Raw genomic sequence first — 20,295 nt, forward strand, 5'->3', positions numbered from 1 at the left:
GACTATATTTTACCAAAAAGGGATGTTTTTTTGTTCATTTTTAGATATAATGTTGTGAATTCTTTCAGTCATATCAAGTGTTTACTAGTGTTTTTCGACTGCGAAAGTTGAGTAATTATCTTTTAAATATAATAGTAGAATTTCTTGTCGGGAAAATCCTATGCCTTCTTTCGCTATCGTTAAACAGCACAATTCATAATAAAACCATTTATTTCATGTTCCTGCACCGGAAGGAGGATGATTGTGACATATCGCGGACGGATTGCACTATTATTTCTATCTTTATTGACATCATTCTTTTATTACGTATTAGGAAATGAGCTAAGCCTTCTTTCTCTTGTTTTTTCACTATTGCATGCTGCCGTTTCATGGGTTTTTGGCGGGTGGTACGATAAATATAGATTTCTGTCCTATCACGACCCGCTGACAGGGGTTTATAACCGCAGATATGCCCATTTTATCTTTGAAAAAAAGCTGCACCAGGCGAGGAATCGCAACGAGAGGCTTGGCATATTGCTAATTGACGTAAATAATTTTAAGGTTATTAATGATACTTACGGGCATGATGATGGTGATTTTATTTTAAAGGAAACGTGCCGTATAATTCAAAACAGCATGGACAAAAAGGATATTCTCATTCGCTGGGGAGGCGATGAGTTTCTCGTGCTGCTGACAAATAGGGACGATGGAGATATAAGGAAGTTTATCCATCAAATGAATGATGATATTGTCATTGCACGCAGTGAGTGTGAAGAGAAAAATAAAATTTTTCCATCCCTATCGATAGGTTTTTCCTGTTATCCAAAAGATGCGACAAAAATCTCAGAATTAATTTCAATTGCTGATAAAAGAATGTATCAGGCAAAAGACAATGCAAACTAAATGCCCAAAGATAAGGCCAAGTATGAAATGTGAGGTAATTTTATGAAGACTAATAAACTATTACAAGAGGAAAAACGTTCGACGAAGTTGTTTTTATGGCTGTTTTACAGCGTATTTTTTATATATGATATCTTTTATTATGACATTTTCCCCGATTTCCCATGGCTGCCCGATTCTGAGAATACGTTATGGCATGATTCTTTATATATAAAATATTTCGTGATCATTGCATTGATTCCACTATTTGTCTATTTAATCCAAAAGGATAAAACGGAATATGTAAAGTATATTTTGCTGCTTGGCTATCTGAGTGTGAATACGATAGGGGATATCATCTATTATAAAGACAGTCCTCTATCCTATAGCAGCGGAAGCATCGTGGAACTCGTAATAATATTATTTTCTCCTATATTTGTTAATAAGCGATTCACTTATTATGTGACAGGCGGCCTAATTCTTAAATATGCTCTTGTCGGGTTCTTCATTCAAGATCCGGTCGTGCTGTTCCCGATTATTATTAATATTCTATTGTCTGTTATCGCGTTTCTTCTGCTGCACCGCTTTTTAAATTATATTCGTGCTCTGAAAACTTCCTATAATGAACGACTGGAAGGAATGGTAAAGGGAATCATTGCCACGATAGAATTAAAAGACCCGTATACGAGAGGGCATAGCGAGCGGGTGGCCGCCTATGCCAGGAGCATGGCGGAGGCAACCGAAAAGTTTAATAAAGAGGAATTATATGATTTTTATTATGCTTGCCTCTTACATGACATCGGAAAAGTCAGCATACCTGATTCTATATTGACAAAATCCGGCAAATTATCGGATAATGAATACGAGATTATTAAAACGCACCCGGTCGTTGGAGCGAAAGCAATACAGGATGTGGAAGGAATCATCGATAATATTGATGTCATCTACCATCACCATGAAAGATGGGACGGAAAAGGTTATCCGGATGGACTTGCAGGGGAAAATATCCCGTATCTTGCCCGAATTACGGCAATTGCAGATGCCTTCGATGCGATGACTTCCTCCAGATCATATCGGCCGGCGCTTCCTTATGAAGAAGCGTATAAACGCATTGTAGAGGGAAAAGGAACTCAGTTTGATCCCCAATTGGTAGAGTTATTTATGCGTGTATATCCTACTTGGATTGAAATATCCAAACAATATTCCAAAGGTATGGACATGAAAGGGGGGCGTGAAGCATGATGGCACGTATTTTTAGTTGCTGGTGGTGCTTTTTTGTACCAAAAAAATAATCTTTTTACGAGATAGGATGCTAGTTTGTTAGCATCCTATTTTTATTTCTTTAATCGATTTCAATTCACTAATAGACTTTACAGGTGGAAGATGGGAAAATAATTATTATCTAACGGGTAAGATAAGGCATAATGTTACAAAAAAATTGAAGGAGGTAAACATATGAGTATACATTTTGAGGTAACAAGAACATTTAACGTATCAAAGGAAAGGACATATGATGCTCTGCTCGATCTTGATGCTGCAAAAAATTGGATGCAAGGTTTTGTAGGCATCGAAAGATTGGATGAAGGACCGATAAAAGAAGGCAGCGAGTGGAAGGAAACGAGAAAAATGTTCGGGAAAGAAGCAACGGAACGAAGGGGACAACTGGAAAAGGAGAATACATATATACTTATACCGTCCAATCCGCTGGCAATGAAACGGAAGTTACTTTGCATGGGAAAATTAGAGGACTGACTGGATTGGCTAAATTCTTTGGCAAAATGCTGGGCGGCACTTTTGAAAAAGCATGTGCGAAAGATTTAGATGCATTAAAGAACTATCTGGAAAATGAATCCAACTAAGAGGTGGACTAAATGAAACATGAATGGCGTAAAAAAGAAAAAGATTTATATTTGCCGAAAGAAAAACCGCAATTGCTGACGGTGCCAAAGCAGCAATTTCCCATGCTGGAAGGAAAAGGAGATCCGAATAAAGCAGAGTTCGCCGAAAGGGTTGGCGTTCTTTATTCTGTAGCATATGCGATCCGAATGATGCCGAAGTGGGGAACTGCTCCAGAAGGATATTTTGAATATACGGTGTATCCGCTGGAAGGGATTTGGGACTTAACGGAAAAGGGAAGGAAGGAATCTACATTAAATAAAGATGAATTCGTATATACGATTATGATTCGGCAGCCGGAATTTGTGTCCGATGAAATTGTGGAATTGGCGATGGAACGGGTACGGAAAAAGAACCCTCATCCTTATCTTGAGGAGGTTGCTTTCCGGTCCATGGAAGACGGTTTGTCGTTACAAATGCTCCATGTCGGACCCTATGATGAAGAACCAAAAACTTTCCAAATTATGGATGATTTTGCAGAAGAGAATCATTTAAGAAGGACAGATCTGACCCATAGGGAAATTTATCTTTCCGATGTAAGAAAAGTGGAACCGGCCAAATTGAAGACGGTGTTACGATATAAAGTGGAGAAAATCGGAGAATAATTTTTTGGAAAAGCTGTATATCCGGTGAAATAAATAATTTATCCCCTTCATCGACGGCAAAAGCCATCGGTGAGGGGGATGCTTTTAGTGGATTTCAACTTTATGGGTATTTTTATGGATTTTTTCTATGAGGTTTGTGCTGGAAATAATTAAATTTTATTCCTTTTGTTCCTCTATGTCTTTTTTTCTATCATTTTTATTTCCATTGCGGGATAAAATGTTTTGAATAATATCTCGGGACACCATTTCTGCTCCGGTTACTAATATTCCTTGAACAACTGATGTTATGTCAATTCCAAAATATAATAGACATGAAACAATCGAAAAAGCAAGCTTGATCCATGCATGTGTCCACTTTGGGAGCATTGGCGTCTGTTCCAGAATGATGCAGATAAAATACAGTGCTGGAATTAAAATAAACGCTTCAGCACGAATGTAGACCGAAAGTAATTCCATTGATCATTGTCACCCATTTCGCCGTCTGACCAAAATTATGTAATATTATATGTTTTTGGTCATAATTGGTTAAAAAATGGGGTTTAGATGGAGATCAATAAAGAAAAAGCCAGCAACTGCAAAAAAACTGCTGGCTATTTAGTTTTATTTAGCATTATTTTTTTGAAAAAATATTTTCATCATCGGCGGGGTAACAACTGTAGTTATGACAATTACTACAATCGCAGAAGCATATATATCGTCAGCGATTAAATTGGATGCTAATCCCATGGATGCGACGATTAAGGCAACCTCGCCCCGGGACACCATTGCCGACCCGATTCCCATTGAGCTGTTCCAGCCGAAACCGGATAGCTTCGCACCAAGGCCGGCGCCGACAAATTTAGTTAATACTGCCAGAATGCTAAGGGAAATAATAAGACCAAGATTATCTATTACCCCGGAAAATTCAGCGGAAATTCCGATGTAGGCAAAGAATATCGGGACAAAGATGGAATAACTGATGGTTTCCACTTTTTCCATAATAAGCCCTTTGAAATTTGTTGCCCCGATAGCAATTCCAGCAATATATGCACCGATAATATCAGCTACACCAGTGTACTCTGCTGCAAATGCATATACAAAGCAAATGATTAAAGCGCCGGATATAACTGGTTCACTAATCGGCAACTTTGTAAATTTTTGTAAAAGCCAAGGAACGATTTTCCAGGCAACGAAAATCGCCACTAAGAAGAATAAAAATTTCTTAATTACGAGCGTCGTTAAAGATACGTTTGCATCTCCGGCGAAGCTCATTAAAAACGCCAATATAATCATCACAACGACATCATCAATAACCGCCGCACCTAAAATAGTTGTACCTTCTCTCGATTTGAGCTTATTCATTTCTTTCAGAGCTTGGACTGAAATGCTGACACTGGTAGCCGAAAGCATGACACCTAAAAACCAGGATTGCAAGTCGGACAATTCCATCAGTTGTCCGGCAAAGTATCCGAGGAACAACGGAAATATTATTCCCCCAAGCCCAACGAAGGTCGAAGATTTCGCTGAACGTTTGAATTCATCGAGATCCGTCTCTAGTCCGGCAATAAACATGAGCAATATAACACCGATGGTGCTAAAGGTGGCAAGAGTATCACTGGCATGTACCAGGCCAAATACAGATGGCCCTAATAATATCCCTACGATTATTTCTCCTAATACTGAGGGCTGGCCAAACCGAACACTTAAGCTCCCAGCCAATTTGGCCGCTATGATAATGATAGCTAAAGAAAGTATAAACATATGAACACTCCTTTTTAAATTGTCTGATTTTTTGCAAACAAAAAAGGAGTCCATCACCAAAGGGCATACTCATCCCTTTGGTGACAGACTCCTCCATAAAGCAATTTAATATTTATACTTTGTTTATGATAATAACATAGATTTATAGAACAATAAAGTGTTAACATGAAAAGATAATAGGACCTTGACAGGTAGAATTATAAAAAATCCACTAATATACTGCAGCAAATGCGTATTCAAAGAACGGTTAAGATGAATAGAATGACATAGACCTAACAAGAATAGTAGGTGTATATGATGGTTAAATTTTGTACGAGTTGTGGTTTTCGCAGCGATTTATGTCATTGCAATTCTGGGAATTGTCGCAAGCTAACCGATTTGCTTAAATATGATATCGCAAAATCCACATCTATCCAAATGGGTTCCCAAGGACCTCCGGGACCTCCTGGACCTGGATCAGCACTTTTTTTTACACAGCAAGGTTTGGTTACCATTCCGCCGAATGCAAGTAATTTTCCTATTATCGGAGTAGAAGTGACAACAACGGAAAATAACCAGCGGATAAAGCTGGATGCCACGATAAATACTAATATTGAAGTTGAAGAAGATGCAACAGAGTTTGCTTATTCACTGGCATTTTCGTTAGTTCTTATTCCAAACGTATTCATTTCTGAGACTGTGGTTAGAGGATGCTACAACCGGCCAAATATAGTTACTGCCAGAACGTATACCGAGCACCCGAATTTTACCGTTGTTGATGTGCCCGGCCCTGCTGGAACGTATATGTATCAAGTTTTCGTCACCGAAGGGCTTCGTGAAAATATAAGCATGATTCAAAGTTTTAACATCGGATTGACTGCACAGGTTTTTCTGCCAACCAATCCATAACTGTATTTTCGATTCAATTGTTCATAATTGCCAAATATTCACAGGCCAACATACTAGTGTTAGAATATTTTCATTTAACCTTTGTTACGGTATAATAATAGGCAAACTTCACTGTAATCTAAATGCGGGGGAGATAGGTTGAAAAGATTGGCTTTACCTATTGTTACGAAGCATATAAATCAGTGGGATCCGGAGTATCTTTTGGAACTGGGTGCACCGGATGATGAATACGAATATGAAATAAAGCAAATTGTTAAAGCTGTTTTGGAAAGCAAAGACGAAATCGAAGTGGCAGAAGCAATACAAGACACGTTTCGGCGTGCATTCGACAGGGAATATGATTATGAAGAGTGCCACACGATAGCTGCAAAAATTTGGAAAGAATTGTACGAATAGAATCTGTCATTGCTTGAGAAGAAACTGTGCCCTGCATTTTCTCCTTAATAGCGTAGGGTAAATAAAAACTGGTGTTTTGAAAGCAAACACCAGTTTTTAATTGCCATATTTAAAATTCGACGCAATCATTTGCAATAGAAAAACTTAAGAAAGTTTAACTTCTGTCCCCAATCCTGATTGGACGGCTTTTTCGTATACAGATGCAGCAACCGCAAGGTCAAAATATGCGGTCCCTACGGATTTGAAAAAAGTAATTTCCGTGTCATTTTCCCTTCCTGGAATTGCTCCGGCAGCCAATTCATCAAGCTGTCCGTGGAGTCTTTCAAAGCTCCATATTCCTTTCTTTACAGGAATAATAAAGTCTCCCGCTTCCTCTTTCACCCCCTCTATTGTATCTGCGACAATTTTCGAAGAATGGAGAATCGTTGTTTCATCAACTTCCTGCATGTGAGGGAGATAAGAGCCAATCCCATTAATATGGGTGCCGGGATTTAACCGATCTCCTGAAAAAACCGGGGTTTCAGATCTCGTTGAACAGATGATTATATCTGCCTGTTCGACCGCTTTATCAGCGGTTTCAGCCAAATCGATATTCCCGGTAAATTCCGGGTTCTGCTCTTTTATCTTTTCCGCAAACTTTTCTGCTTTCGATTTTGTACGGTTGTAAAGGATGACATGCCTGATGTTTCGGACTGCCAGTATTCCTTTTACCTGTTCCTCTGCCATCGCACCGCAGCCGATAACTGCCGCGGTATTTGCTGATTCTTTTGCCAAATGGTCCGTTGCAATGGCGCTTACAGCTCCGGTACGCAGCCTCGTCAAATAGGAAGCATTCATACAGGCGAGGTGCTCTCCCGTTTCCGTATCCGTAATTAAAATGACACCTTGGGTCGTTTTCTTTCCCAGTTTTGGGTTATTTGGAAAGATGGAAACTACTTTTATGGCGGCAATGTTTGCCGACTTTAAAGCACTGGGCATATAGAGGACGGAATCCCGTCCCCCGGCGAAATTTATGACAGTGCGGCTGGGATTTTTTACTTTTCCGTAGTAATGGTCGGTTAATGCTTGTTTTAAATCAAAAATTGCATCTTTCATGCTGTAAACAGATTGTATTTCTTTTTCTGACAATACCCGCATAGGTTTCCCTTCCCGTCTATAAAAAATTTAGAACGATACATGTACGGCATCCTCTTTTTCCGATTTAATTTCCTTTTTTTCCCGAACGAACATGACACTGATTAAGGAAATAAGAGATGTAAAGATTATATAGATTGCTACTGGGACATAGGAATTATTAAAGGCGCCAAGCAATGCGGTAGCTATTAGCGGTGCAGTTCCTCCTGCTGCAGCCGCACCAATTTGGTAACCGAGGGATACCCCGGTATAGCGGACATTTGATTTGAAAATTTCTGAGAACATTGTCCCCAGCACGGCTGTAATCGGGGCCCAAATAATTCCTAGTCCAATAACGGTTGCAATGATTAAACTTGCGTTCGTTTTCAAGTTGAGAATCCAGAAATAAGGGAAAGCAAAAGCAATCATCAGCAAAGTTCCCCAAATATAAAGCGGTCGCCGGCCCACATTGTCAGAAAGCCGGCCCATAATCGGAATTAGCAGGGTAGTAATGATTGTTGCAATTGTAACTGCATTCAGTGGACTTGTGCTGTCAAAACCAAGGTTATTCGTTGCATAACTGACAATGAACGTTCCGAATATATAGAAAGGGGCCGTTTCCACTACTTTTCCGCCGATGGCAATGAGAACTTCCCGCCAATGGGTTCGCATCGTTTCAAACAATGGCACTTTCGCCACTTCGCCTTTTTCCTGTACTTTTTTGAACTCAGGTGTTTCGTCAATTCCTTTCCGAATCCACAGTCCGAAAATAACTAATATGGCGCTTAATATGAATGGGATTCTCCAGCCCCATACCATGAATGCATCATCGGGCATTAACGTCATGAGCGACATGACTAAGGTGCCGAGAAGCAGGCCGATGGTAACTCCCATTTGCGGAATACTCCCAAACAAGCCTTTTTTATTTTCCGGCGCATATTCATAGGCCAATAGCAGGGCTCCGCCCCATTCCCCGCCTAGCCCGATACCTTGGATTAGCCTTAAGGCAATTAACAGGATTGGCGCCATAATTCCAATTGTTTCATAGGTTGGCAGCAGCCCCATTGCTGCAGTAGCGCCGCCCATCAGACTTAAAGTCAGTACAAGGGTCCTCTTTCTTCCAATTTTGTCGCCGATATGACTGAAAATGATGCCGCCAAGGGGACGAATAAAGAATGCTAACGCAAAGGAAGCATAGGATAGCAGCAATCCGACGGTCGGGTCTTCTGCCGGAAAAAAGATTTTATTAAAAACTAATCCGGCTACTGTTCCATATAGAAAATAGTCAAACCATTCAATGGAACTCCCGACTAGACTTGCTACCAAAACTCGTTTGGATACATTCTTTTCCATAAATTCACCCCATTTATTAGAAAATTTAATATTATACAAATAATATTAAGTAGAATTTTTTTAGATTGCAAATATTTTATAAAAACACGAATTCTCGTTGTTTTAAAATTGGGTTATTTCTCTGAGTATGAATTCATTGTTACTGGGAATGATAAATTTGGATGGAAAGTAAATACTATCAAAAATGGAGGAATTCAGATGGTAAAAGATTCACATGCCCCAAAGAAAAAATCGAACAAAGCGAAACTGCCGAATGAACAAAGAAGGGCAAAAGGTTCGTCGGATACCCGCGGAGGGAATCGATAACAGCCAAAATGACGAGATGTTTCCCCCTGTAAAAGGGGGGATTTTTATTGCATCCTATTTAAGAAAATTTTATTGTTCTTTCATTGACAACATACCTACGGGGGTATATAATGGCGGTAGAATTAAATCCATGTCGTGATATGCGGCTATTTTATTTTCTTCAAAATATACCCCATGGGGTAATGTAAAGGAGAGTGGAAAGCATTGAATAAGCGTATTTTAATTGTCGGAGGAGTTGCAGGCGGGGCCTCGGCAGCCGCAAGGATAAGAAGATTGGATGAAAAAGCAGAAATTATTATGTTTGAGAAGGGTCCCCATGTTTCATTTTCCAATTGTTCCCTGCCCTATCATTTAAGCGGCATTGTGGAAGACAGTGACTCCTTAGTGCTCATGAATCCGGAAACATTCAAGCAGCGGTACAAGATTGAAGCGAGGGTTCATAGTGAAGTGATACAAATTAATCGAGAAAGAAAAACAATTACCGTAAAGGACCTCCTTTCGGATAAAACGTATGAAGAACCTTACGACAAATTGATCCTTTCGCCGGGAGCAACCCCAATCCGGCCTAAAGCTATCCAAGGTATTGAAAAGCCTCATGTATTTACGGTCCGGAATGTGTTGGATATCGAGCATCTGAACAATTATATAAAGCAGAAACAAGTGAAAGATATTGCGGTGATCGGGGGCGGATTTATCGGCGTGGAAGTGGCAGAAAATCTGCGCCTGGCAAATTATAACGTAACTCTCATAGAATTTGCCAATCAGATTATGACGCCTTTTGATTATGATATGGCGCAAATACTCCATAAGGAAATGGCAGACAACGGGGTGCATCTGATTGTAAATGACGGATTGGCGAAAATCGGGGAAGATTTTGTGGAAACCCATTCCGGAAAAAAATTTGCTGCACAAGCCGTTGTTTTAGCAATCGGCGTCAGACCGGAAACAAGTCTTGCTGAAGAGGCCGGATTAGAAATAGGGGAAACTGGTGCCATCAAAGTCGACAGCAATTATGTAACGAGTGATCCGGATATTTATGCGGTTGGAGATGCGGTGGAAGTATATCATCGAATTCTTCATAAGCCGACCCGTCTGGCGTTGGCAGGACCGGCGCAAAAGCAGGCACGGGCCGCCGCGAATCATATTTACGGCATACCGAACCGCAATTTAGGAGTAATCGGTTCATCTTCGATTCATCTGTTTAATTTGAATGCCGCTTCTACCGGGATTAATGCGAGGACGGCTGAAGCTTCAGGATTCCATTTTGACTCTGTTTATGTTATGCCGTCTGATAAAGTAGGTTTAATGCCGGACAGCAATGTGATGCATTTTAAATTAGTATATGAAAAGCCGACAGGAAGGATTTTAGGTGCCCAGGCAATCGGCAAAGGAAACGTGGATAAACGGATTGACGTTATTGCTGCAATGATTACGATGAACGGTACGTTAGAAGACCTGAGAGATTTGGAGTTAACTTACTCGCCGATGTTAGGCACGGCAAGGGATGTCGTCCATCATGCCGCATTAGTGGCTCTAAATCAATTGAACGGCGTTTACCGGGAAGTGAAAGTTTCCCAAGTTCGCGAACTGGTTGAAAAAAATGCCTATATTATCGATGCCCGGGAGAGGAGGGAATATGAAGCAGGCCATTTAAAGAATGCGGTCAATATTCCTTTAAGTGAATTTAGGAACCGTCTCGATGAAATTCCGAAAGACAGGCCAGTATATATTCATTGCCGTTCCGGTCAGCGGAGTTATAATATGGTGATGGCGCTGCAGCATTTAGGTTATACGAATGTGTATAATATTTCCGGTTCTTATTTGGGCATTTGCCTTTATGAATACTTCAATGACTTGGCTGGCGATAGAGAGAAAATAGTGACCGAATATAATTTTAATTAAACGATAACTGGTGGTGAACATGTCGATCTATCTTTTTATCGTTGCAGCAATTGCAATAGTTGTCACACTATATAGAAGGTATTTTCCTGTACTAGGTATTCCTTGCAAAAAGACTGAAGGTAATAATTCAAGTTCCCTCGTCCTGGATATTAGAGATTACAATACGGCTCAAACGGAAGATAGCGACCTTCGCATCCCTTATGCTTATTTAAAACGGTATATTCGAGAAATTCCAAAGAAAAAATTGCACGTAGTCGCGAATGATCGCCTGGAACTGAATCTAGGATTGCGATACTTGAAAAGCAAAGGGTTTGAAATTGAAAGTTTTGAAATAAGCAGCTGTCCATGTACAGGAAAGGAGTGAAGCTAGTGGAATATGATAAGTCAGTCATCCACCGTCTGAAACGGATTGAAGGCCAAATTAAAGGTGTATTAAGAATGATAGAAAATAATGAGGACTGTAAAGCGGTCGTAACTCAGCTTTCCGCATCAAGAAGTGCCATTGACCGGACCATCGGTTTAATCGTAAGCCTGAACTTGGAACAGTGCGTCCGGGAAAACATTGAAAAAGGGGAAAGCACGGAACAAATCGTCAAAGAAGCAGTAGATTTGCTTGTGAAAAGCAGATAATAGGAGGTAGCTTCAATGAAGGAAATTACAGCAAAAGAACTAAAGCAAAAATATGCAGCTGGAGAGAAACTGAATATTATCGATGTCCGGGAAGATGAAGAAGTAGCAATGGGGAAAATTCCGGGAGCAAAACATATTCCTTTAGGCCAAATTCCTGAACGGATGAAGGAATTGGACAGAAATAAGCAATACTATATCGTTTGCCGCTCCGGCGGCCGCAGCGGGAACGCCTGCCGTTTCCTCCATCATGAGGGATATGACGTAACAAACGTGGCAGGCGGCATGCTGGAATGGGAAGGGGAAACAGAGTAAATTCTCCCTTCCTTTAAACGGACAGGAGGGTTTGGAATGGATATTTTACAGTGGGGATTTATCGTGATTATTGCTGTCTTTTTCCTTTATCGGTTTTTGCCTGTAAAGGGAGTAGTCCAAATAAGTGTCCAGGAAGCGAAAGAGAAATTCAAGGATTCGAATGTCCAGTTTATTGATGTCCGAACTCCTGGCGAATATAAAGCATATCACCGCAAGCCTTTTATAAATATTCCTCTTGCTGCCCTTCCGGAGAAGGCAGGCGAGCTGGATAAGGAAAAAGAAGTGGTTGTTATTTGCCAAAGCGGAATGAGAAGCATGCGAGCAGCAAAAATACTGAAGAAACAAGGATTTCAAAAAGTTTATAACGTAAAAGGCGGCATGAATGCTTGGGTTTAAAAGAGAATAGATTAAATAGGAAAAGAGATAGAGACCCCAAAACTAGGATAGGGGGATTCTATCTCTTTTTTTCTGTGCATCAATAGGTATAGGTTTTCTCTATTACGCCTAAACTATCATTTTAATTTTTGCCAACATACATATTCATCCGAAACATAGAATGATACAAATGATAGGAGGGTGGAACGATTGAAAAAGGCAATCAGCGTGATAGGAAATCTAGCAGTCATATTATTGGTTCTTCTATGCATTTTGCTCGGCTATGTAAAAATACAAACGATAACGAATCCAAATCAGATTCCATCTGTAATCGGATATAAACTGCTTTCGGTTTTGTCAGGCAGTATGTATCCGGTGTTTGAAACGGGAGACTTCATAATAGTAAAAGAAGAGAAGGATATTCAAGAGGGAGATATTATTACGTATCGGATTGATGATAGTTTTGTCACCCATCGAGTAGAAGAAGTATTTTTTGAGAATGGACAACCCTTTTATAAAACGAAGGGAGACGCCAATAATATTCAGGATCAGTATACTGTTGCTGTTGAACAAGTCGAAGGAGTCTATCAATGGAAAATTCCGGGCGGGATGGTCGTTTTTCAATTTTTCTCCCATCCTTTATGGTGGATTGCTGCAGCTTCTTTTGCCGGTCTGATTTTCACCGTCAGAGCATTCGTGAAATTGTATCGAAATAATTTAAGAGACTCGCCTGATTCCTAGTATTTAGCAAATTTAAACCTTCAAGGAAAGGAGGAATATTGTTCAACAGACCCTCGAAATTCAATAAAAAGATAAGGAGGAAAATGAAATGAAAAGAAAAGCGACGGCAGGTTTATTGCTTCTGTCGATATTGTTGACAGCAACGATATTTGGAACGTGGGCATATTTTTCCAAGACGTTTAAATCGGAAGACAACATAGCGAAAGCGGCTGTTTTTGATGTAGATGTTGTAAACAAAGATGGGGAAACGATTGCGGATGCAGATTTTGATTTAGATGAAGATTTGTATCCGGGCATGGAAACAAAGGAAGTATACCAGTTTGATATCCAAAGGAACAATACCGAATTGCCGCTGGAATATGAAGTTAATTTGAAGAAGGAAGGGGAGTTATTTAAAGAGGGTTCGCCTGTTGTTATAACCATTGAAAGAAATGTAGAGGGGAAATGGGTGGAGGCAGAGCCTGAATTGAAATTTGTCCCGAACAGCGATGTAGAGCAATTTCGCATTTTGGCAGATTGGCCGCATAGTGATAACGATATCGACTTCCAAGGTTTAACAGGGAAAATCCATTTACAAGTCATCGCGAAACAGACGGACGGGGAAGAGCCGGCAGGACCTCCGTATTATACGGGAGCGATTGAATTTAAAGTGACGCCAAACGGAAGAACATACAAAACTAGCAATAAGGAAATAGATTTTTACCTTAATGATGATGGGGAGAAGGTAATTGAAGTATCGATGGGAGACGGAGAGGCTGATGATCCAAATGCCTTTGAAAATAAGGTGGGCGACTTCCGGATTGTTGAAGAAGACGGGTGGTTTCGTGTATATACAGAGAAGGAGTATTACGCCAGCGAAACACAAATGTGGAGAGTCCGCCCAGATGCGGTGGATGTGTCGAAAGCAGGAGTCATAAGGCTTGCGAAAGTACTAGGTCCATACTTATCTATTGAATCGAAGGAACTTTACGACTGGTATGTTGGAAAGAAATAGTGAATAAATTTAAGTTACGGAGACCTAAGCCTTGGAATGAAATTAATCGTAAATACCCAATCAAAACATTCGAAAAATTTGATATATTATAATCGGAAATATATTTCGGGAGGATGATGATGATTTCAAATTGACAATTCAAGTTTGGGTCTCCAATTTTAATGAACATTGCTAAAACGGGAGCCTGATATTATTCCCCATGATGGATTTGCGGAATGGGAAATCGTTCGCGAATGCTGGCTGCAGCTTGAAGAGGGAGAACCGGCGAAAGGAAATGGGCCAATCCCCTTAGAAGTCGAAAACATAGAAGCGGAGAGAAAAAGGCTTACCGCAGAACTCAAAATTGAACCGTTCGAGATTCATAGGAGACCGGGAGTTCGGGTAAAATGGGGAACATTTGCTGATCCTTGGGGGAATTTGCCTGGATGTTATGAATACTTGGATAAGTAAGAAGAGCATAGGAAAATGAATCGTGCATAACATAGTTTTGTGAGCACAATCCATAAGGAGGGACGGAGATGGGCAGTCTGCTTAGCAAAGGTTTGGTGAAAGGCGCAAGGTTCATGGATTTGAAAAACCGAATCAATTACTTTAAAGCAGCTCCAAAGGCGCTGGAAAATATAATGGAAATGGAAAAGTATACAAGGAAAACGCCGATTGATAAGAAGTTAAGAGAGCTTATTAAAATCCGTGTATCGCAAATCAACGGCTGTTCTTACTGTTTAAATATGCATACAAAGGCGGCGAAAAAACTTAAAGCGACCGATGAAGAAATTAATCAGTTAGCCGCGTGGAAGGAATCCGACCTTTACAGTCCAAAAGAAAAAGCCGCATTGGAATTGGCGGAGAACGTGACGCTTATTGCGGAAAATGGAGTCAGTGATGAATTGTATGACCGGGTAAGGGAGCATTACAGCGAAAAGGAATATGTTGATTTGATTATGATTATCAATCAGATTAATATGTGGAACCGATTATCGATTTCCATGGGAAATCAGGCACCGCAATGAAGAAAAAAATAATAGAAATTGAGTCTGCTTAAAATTTAAGCAGATTTTTTTATGCATAAATAGAAAAGAGCAAATTTGCAGTATGGATTTCATTGTAATTTCTATTGAATTATAAGAACGTATGTTCTATAATAAAGGCAAGCTAGAATGTGCCAGATTGCACCCTTGCCCATGATACAGCGAGATATGCCCTTTCTATCATCTTGATACACTTCGATGGAAAACCTCTCCAATAAGTTTCCCTTTATAGGCAAGGATTCGTAATTGTATAATAGGATACAAGAACTATAGAAATGGGAGGGATGGATATTGACGTCATTTTCTTTTATTCATGCAGCTGACATTCATTTAGACAGTCCTCTTTCCGGCCTGGAACAATACGAAGGTGCTCCAGTTGAAAAAATTCGCAATGCCACAAGGGAAGCTTTCAAAAATTTAGTAGATACTGCCATCGAACGGAAAACGGATTTTGTCATCATTGCCGGGGACCTCTATGACGGGGACTGGAAAGATTTTAATACCGGACTCTTTTTTGTCAGCCAAATGGTTCGGCTGCAGAAGGCGAATATACCGGTATATCTTATTCGGGGAAACCACGATGCCAAAAGCATGATTACGAGAGAATTGAAATTGCCCGATAATGTTTATGAATTTTCAACAAGAAATGCGGAAACTGTTGTGCTTTCGGACTTTGGTGTGGCCATTCACGGCCAAGGATTTGCAAAAAGATCGGTGACTGAGAACCTCGTAAAAAATTATCCGCCCTGCAAAGAAAACTATTTTAATATTGGGATTCTCCATACGAGCGCGACGGGAAGGGAAGGCCATGAAAACTACGCCCCTTGTTCCGTCGAGGATATGAAGGAAAAGGGATACGACTATTGGGCGTTAGGGCATATCCATAAAAGGGAATTGCTTCACGAAAGAAATCCGGTCATTCTGTTCCCCGGGAATATTCAGGGAAGACATATTAGAGAGACAGGGAATAAAGGCTGTACTTATGTCGAAGTAAAGGACGGAACAATTGATTCATTGGAACATATCCCCCTCGATGTTTTGCGATGGGAAATTTGTGAAATTGATGCCCAAAATGTTAATCAGTTAGATGACCTGTTGGATGTGGCACGAGAACAACTGACCGAATTGTATGATGAAGCGGAAGGACGCCCGCTGGCAGTAAGAATTATACTGTCCGGTGCGACCGAACTTCATCAGCAGTTACTGGCAGAAAGAGACGAAATTATAAATAATTTGCGTTCCCTTGCATTGGAAATCGGCTTTGGTGATATTTGGATCGAAAAGGTCAAAATCCGAACAACCGGCAAGCTGCAAATGGAGGAAATGAAAACACAAAATACACCGGTTGCTGCCATTTTAGACTTTATTGACGAGGCGAGCCGGGATTCCAGCATTCTAGAAGAGCTGCTCGAGGAGTTTTCCGACATTCAAAAAGCGCTCCCTCCGGAGCTGAAGCAAGGGGAAGAAGCTTTTGATTTCACAAACGCGGGTGCGCTAAAGAAACGGATAAAAGAGGCGGAAGATTTGATTTTATATTACTTATCAGTTACTGGGGTGGAAGGAAAATGAGATTTGACGAGTTGCATTTAAAAGCTGTCGGTCATTTTACAAATAAAAAGCTGGTCTTTGATCCATCGAAGAACTTTCACCTTTTGTACGGATCCAATGAAGCAGGCAAGAGCACCACGTTGCGATCCATTTATTATTTATTGTACGGTTTCCCAAGCAGGACCAATGATGCTTTCCTCCATAAAAACAGCAAACTGCGGGTGGAAGGAAGTTTGCGGAATAATAAGGGAGAGAAGTTAACGTTTGCCCGCCGGAAGGGAAATAAAGACACGGTATTAAACATGGACGGCCGGCCGATGGATGAAAGAATGGTGGATCAATTTTTGCACAACGTACCTGAGTCCCAGTTTTTAAACATGTTTGCCCTAAACCATGAACGTCTTCGGGAGGGCGGACTTGGACTATTGCAAAGCGGAGGGAATGTCGGAGAAAGTGTTTTTTCTGCCGCATCCGGGATAAATGTTGTAAGGAAAATTATCGATAGGCTGGACAAGGAAATTAGAGAATTATACTTGAAAAAAGGGTCCAACCCAGAACTGAATCAGCGGCTAAAAGAAGAGAAAGATCTGAAAAAACAGTTGCAAGAAATTTTGCTGCATGCGAATACGTGGAAAGACCTGGAAGAAAACTACCGTCAGAGCAAGGAAGAAATCGAAGAACTGAACGAAAAGATAAAACAACTGCGCCAATTGCAATCGAAATTAGAACGGATGAAACAAATTTTGCCAAAGGTTTCCCGTCGCAAAGAATTGCTGCAAAAATTACAAGAACTGAAAGACATCCCTAACCTGCCGCATAATATTGCTGAAATTCGCAATTCCGCACAAAGCGAACGTGCCGCTGCTGCCAACGAATTAAAGGGGCTGGAGCAGGAGATTGCGAACTTAGAACAGCAGCTGAAAGAAATAAAGATACCAGCAGAAATTTTAGAACAAGCTTCCCTAATTGAACGGTTGAACCGGGAAGTCAATGCCTATGTGCAAAATAAAAAGAATTTGCCGCTTCTTACAAGTGAAATTGAATATCGGAAAAAAGAAATTTTGTCGATGATGGAGGAAATTAATCCGTCCGAAGCAGCATTGGAAAAGATAAATCATTTCCGGATTCCGGCAGAGAAAAAGTTGACGCTGCAAGAGCTAATTCAGGAGAAGCCGGCCCTCGATCAACAACTGAAACAATTAGAAAATCAAATTAAAAAACAGGAAAAGGAACGAAACGAGAAAGCAGAGGAATTAAATAATTTTCCTGAGCAACTTTCCATCCATGAATTGGCAGAAACGATCGATAAAGCAAAACGGGAAGGAAATATCGAAGAAAATATAAACAAACTGGAAAATGCGTGCAAGGATGCGGAACATTCCGTTAAAGACCTCGTGAAACAGCTTCCGCTGTGGGACGGAACTTATCAGGAATTAGTCGCATTATCTATTCCCGTTTTAAAAGAAACAATCCATGCCTTTGATAACGAGCGAAATCGTCTTCTTCAGCAAATGGAGGAATTACGTTTACAGATTCGTCAGCAAGAAAAAATGATACAAGCTGCGGAGGAAAGCATTCGCGAGCTGGAATCTAATGCGGAAATCCCGTCCGAGGAGAAACTGGCGGATGCACGGAAGATGCGGGATAAAGGATGGAAAATCATTCGCCATAAACTGCAGTATGAAACGTGGCCGGAAGACCTGGCCGAGTATACAAAGGGAATGGCGATCGAAAAAATTTATGAAGATAAGGTCGGCGAAGCAGACAAGATTGCAGATACGATGCGGGCGCTGGCGGAAAAAGTCGGTGAAAAAAATAAACTGCTCAGCGATATTGCTGAAGGCAAGAAAAAGATTGCCGAATTTGAAAAGGAACAAAAAGAGCTGGAGCGGCAATTCCAAGCTTGGGAAGAGAATTGGAACAAGCTTTGGGAACCGGCTGGAATTATTCCCTTAAGCCCGGCAGAAATGAAAGAATGGCTAACTAAATACGAAACGATTAAGGAAAAAGTGAACCAATACGAGAAACAAGTTCGGGAATGGAAAGATTTAAAGGCAAAGAGAACGGAATTAATAGAGGAGCTGCATTTCGCATTAAGGAAATATGGTCATGAAACAAATGAAAATTCATTGCAAAAATTATTAAACACGGCAGATCAAATATTGGAAAACATTCGCGATACGATGACGAATAGGAAAAACCTGCAACTAAGAATCCGTGAAATCGAAGAGGAAATCCAAGAAAATGAAAATGAAAAAGAGAAATTGCTAAACAAGATGGAGCAATGGAAGAAACGCTGGAATGAGGCAATCGAAGGAACGTCCATTACCGCCAATACTTCCACTAAAGTTGCGCAACAAATCCTTGAAAAATATGACGATTGTATACGCTCCTTTTTGGAATATGAAAAGCAGGTAAGAAGACAGCAGGACATAAAAGAACAGATTTCCCAATTTGAATCAAATGCGGAACAACTAATGGCTGCCATCGGAGAAACAAATTCGGGCGAGGCCTACGATTTATTCGTTCATCATTTGTACGAAACGTGCCAGAAGGCGAAAAATGATCAAGTTGCCTACAACGAACGAAAGGAACAACTTGAAAAGCAAGTGAAAAAGCGTAATAAAGTTAAATTCCGACTAGAAGAAGCGAATGCTCAATTAGAACAATTGCTGCAGCTGGCATCGTGCCGGACGCTGGAGGAACTCATCGAAGTGGAAGAAAAATTCCTGCAGAAAAAGAACGCGGAACAGGAATTGAAGAAAGTGGAGGAAGATATCCTCTCGCTAGGAAGCGGCGAGTCCTTGGAACAACTAGTCGAAGAATCGAAAGCATATCATGTAGACCGTATTGACGGAGAATTACAAGAAATCATGCATAAACTGGAGCAGCTGGACTTGGAGCGCTCCGAAAAAGAGCAGTTCTATGGGGCCATGAAAAAGGAACGGGAAGAGAAAATTCAAGGAAATAATACAAAGGCGGTCGAACTGGAACAGAAGCGAAACAGTCTATTCTCCGAGATTGCCGGGCTTACGGAGAAATATGTCCAGCTTAAACTTGCGTCCGTTCTTTTGCGGAAGGGGATAGAGGAATATCGCAGCCGCAACCAAAATCCAATCATTCAGCGGGCTGGGGAACTGTTTTCCCGGCTAACTTTACAGTCTTTCACTGATTTAACGGTCGATTATAATGAAAAAGACGAGCCGGTACTAATCGGTGTAAGGGAAAACGGAGAACAAGTGACAGTTGAAGGGATGAGTGACGGGACGACAGATCAGCTCTATTTAGCTTTGCGTATTGCCAGCATTGAGAAATACATTTCCGAAAGCGAGCCGCTGCCGTTTATCGTTGATGATATTCTCGTCCATTTTGATGACGCCCGTTCGAGGGAAACGTTAAAAGTGCTGCTAGAGCTGGCGGATCAAACTCAAGTTATATTCTTTACCCACCATGCCCGCTTAACAGAGATTATGGAAGAAATTGCAGACGAAAGCCAATATCAATTGATGGAAATAAACCAAAGGGAAGAAGTAAGTTTAGCCACCTAAATGGAACCCGGGACAAACTTTTGTCCCGGGTTTATATTTTTAGTGCAAAAAATAAATGGCAA

At 40.7% G+C, this 20,295-nt stretch carries 22 protein-coding genes; 18 read left to right on the top strand and 4 right to left on the bottom strand.

Annotation, left to right across the window (positions count from 1 at the left end; all coding sequences use genetic code 11):
• The first annotated feature begins 243 nt into the window (after positions 1 to 243).
• The 5 genes from IEV18_RS08425 (at position 244) to IEV18_RS08440 (ending at position 3,359) form a co-directional block, all read left to right on the top strand.
• Entirely contained in the window at positions 244 to 882 is a 639-nt protein-coding gene (locus IEV18_RS08425; RefSeq protein WP_188391950.1) for a GGDEF domain-containing protein, read from the top strand.
• Between the two features lie 42 nt (positions 883 to 924).
• Positions 925 to 2,100: an HD-GYP domain-containing protein gene (locus IEV18_RS08430; RefSeq protein WP_188391951.1), complete on the top strand. Its 1,176-nt coding sequence runs from the start codon at positions 925 to 927 to the stop codon at positions 2,098 to 2,100.
• A 213-nt stretch (positions 2,101 to 2,313) separates the two neighbouring features.
• On the top strand, positions 2,314 to 2,610 hold the full coding sequence (locus tag IEV18_RS08435; RefSeq protein ID WP_229733604.1) for an SRPBCC family protein: 297 nt from the start codon (positions 2,314 to 2,316) through the stop codon (positions 2,608 to 2,610).
• Positions 2,538 to 2,717 (top strand): SRPBCC family protein, encoded by a 180-nt coding sequence (locus IEV18_RS17585; protein ID WP_373281902.1) that lies wholly within the window; start codon positions 2,538 to 2,540, stop codon positions 2,715 to 2,717. The genes IEV18_RS08435 and IEV18_RS17585 overlap by 73 nt, the downstream gene beginning before the upstream one ends.
• A 12-nt stretch (positions 2,718 to 2,729) precedes the next feature.
• Positions 2,730 to 3,359 carry a GyrI-like domain-containing protein gene (locus IEV18_RS08440; RefSeq protein ID WP_188391952.1) on the top strand — a complete coding sequence of 210 codons (630 nt, stop codon included), beginning with the start codon at positions 2,730 to 2,732 and terminating at the stop codon, positions 3,357 to 3,359.
• 156 nt (positions 3,360 to 3,515) lie between these two features.
• On the opposite strand, the gene IEV18_RS08445 is transcribed toward IEV18_RS08440, so the two are convergent.
• A complete protein-coding gene (locus IEV18_RS08445) occupies positions 3,516 to 3,815 on the bottom strand; it encodes a phage holin family protein (RefSeq protein ID WP_188391953.1) in 300 nt (99 codons plus the stop codon).
• A 144-nt stretch (positions 3,816 to 3,959) separates the two neighbouring features.
• The gene (locus tag IEV18_RS08450) at positions 3,960 to 5,099 is read right to left on the bottom strand and encodes a cation:proton antiporter (RefSeq protein ID WP_188391954.1); all 1,140 of its coding nucleotides are present in this window, start codon (positions 5,097 to 5,099) and stop codon (positions 3,960 to 3,962) included.
• A gap of 483 nt (positions 5,100 to 5,582) precedes the next feature.
• Here IEV18_RS08450 and IEV18_RS08455 point away from each other — a divergent pair, with 483 nt between their 5' ends.
• A complete protein-coding gene (locus IEV18_RS08455) occupies positions 5,583 to 5,987 on the top strand; it encodes a hypothetical protein (RefSeq protein WP_188391955.1) in 405 nt (134 codons plus the stop codon).
• A gap of 138 nt (positions 5,988 to 6,125) precedes the next feature.
• Positions 6,126 to 6,383 carry a DUF1871 family protein gene (locus IEV18_RS08460; protein ID WP_188391956.1) on the top strand — a complete coding sequence of 86 codons (258 nt, stop codon included), beginning with the start codon at positions 6,126 to 6,128 and terminating at the stop codon, positions 6,381 to 6,383.
• 144 nt (positions 6,384 to 6,527) lie between these two features.
• On the opposite strand, the gene IEV18_RS08465 is transcribed toward IEV18_RS08460, so the two are convergent.
• Positions 6,528 to 7,520, bottom strand: a complete 993-nt coding sequence (locus IEV18_RS08465; protein ID WP_188391957.1) for an ornithine cyclodeaminase family protein — start codon at positions 7,518 to 7,520, stop codon at positions 6,528 to 6,530.
• 27 nt (positions 7,521 to 7,547) lie between these two features.
• Positions 7,548 to 8,849, bottom strand: coding sequence for an MFS transporter (locus IEV18_RS08470; protein ID WP_188391958.1), 1,302 nt, complete (start codon positions 8,847 to 8,849; stop codon positions 7,548 to 7,550).
• A gap of 510 nt (positions 8,850 to 9,359) precedes the next feature.
• On the opposite strand from IEV18_RS08470, the gene IEV18_RS08475 reads away from it, so the two are divergent.
• The 11 genes from IEV18_RS08475 (at position 9,360) to IEV18_RS08525 (ending at position 20,233) form a co-directional block, all read left to right on the top strand.
• Positions 9,360 to 11,057 carry an FAD-dependent oxidoreductase gene (locus IEV18_RS08475; protein WP_188391959.1) on the top strand — a complete coding sequence of 566 codons (1,698 nt, stop codon included), beginning with the start codon at positions 9,360 to 9,362 and terminating at the stop codon, positions 11,055 to 11,057.
• A 19-nt stretch (positions 11,058 to 11,076) separates the two neighbouring features.
• Positions 11,077 to 11,421, top strand: coding sequence for a sulfurtransferase (locus IEV18_RS08480; RefSeq protein ID WP_188391960.1), 345 nt, complete (start codon positions 11,077 to 11,079; stop codon positions 11,419 to 11,421).
• 5 nt (positions 11,422 to 11,426) lie between these two features.
• Positions 11,427 to 11,687: a metal-sensitive transcriptional regulator gene (locus tag IEV18_RS08485; RefSeq protein ID WP_188391961.1), complete on the top strand. Its 261-nt coding sequence runs from the start codon at positions 11,427 to 11,429 to the stop codon at positions 11,685 to 11,687.
• Positions 11,688 to 11,702: 15 nt separating this feature from the next.
• Entirely contained in the window at positions 11,703 to 11,999 is a 297-nt protein-coding gene (locus IEV18_RS08490) for a rhodanese-like domain-containing protein (RefSeq protein ID WP_188391962.1), read from the top strand.
• 36 nt (positions 12,000 to 12,035) lie between these two features.
• Positions 12,036 to 12,395, top strand: coding sequence for a rhodanese-like domain-containing protein (locus IEV18_RS08495; RefSeq protein WP_188391963.1), 360 nt, complete (start codon positions 12,036 to 12,038; stop codon positions 12,393 to 12,395).
• Positions 12,396 to 12,584: 189 nt separating this feature from the next.
• The gene (locus IEV18_RS08500; RefSeq protein ID WP_188391964.1) at positions 12,585 to 13,115 is read left to right on the top strand and encodes a signal peptidase I; all 531 of its coding nucleotides are present in this window, start codon (positions 12,585 to 12,587) and stop codon (positions 13,113 to 13,115) included.
• A gap of 88 nt (positions 13,116 to 13,203) precedes the next feature.
• Positions 13,204 to 14,109 carry a hypothetical protein gene (locus IEV18_RS08505; RefSeq protein ID WP_188391965.1) on the top strand — a complete coding sequence of 302 codons (906 nt, stop codon included), beginning with the start codon at positions 13,204 to 13,206 and terminating at the stop codon, positions 14,107 to 14,109.
• Between the two features lie 168 nt (positions 14,110 to 14,277).
• Entirely contained in the window at positions 14,278 to 14,559 is a 282-nt protein-coding gene (locus IEV18_RS08510) for a VOC family protein (protein ID WP_308421559.1), read from the top strand.
• A 119-nt stretch (positions 14,560 to 14,678) separates the two neighbouring features.
• Complete coding sequence (locus IEV18_RS08515) at positions 14,679 to 15,119, top strand: carboxymuconolactone decarboxylase family protein (protein WP_188391983.1); 441 nt, start codon at positions 14,679 to 14,681, stop codon at positions 15,117 to 15,119.
• Between the two features lie 309 nt (positions 15,120 to 15,428).
• A complete protein-coding gene (locus IEV18_RS08520) occupies positions 15,429 to 16,706 on the top strand; it encodes a metallophosphoesterase family protein (protein WP_188391966.1) in 1,278 nt (425 codons plus the stop codon).
• Complete coding sequence (locus IEV18_RS08525; protein ID WP_188391967.1) at positions 16,703 to 20,233, top strand: YhaN family protein; 3,531 nt, start codon at positions 16,703 to 16,705, stop codon at positions 20,231 to 20,233. The genes IEV18_RS08520 and IEV18_RS08525 overlap by 4 nt, the downstream gene beginning before the upstream one ends.
• Positions 20,234 to 20,295: the final 62 nt, after the last annotated feature.

Origin of the sequence: Compostibacillus humi, from assembly GCF_014637175.1 — a bacterium.
In the GTDB taxonomy this organism is placed as follows: domain Bacteria; phylum Bacillota; class Bacilli; order Bacillales; family Amphibacillaceae; genus Oceanobacillus; species Oceanobacillus humi.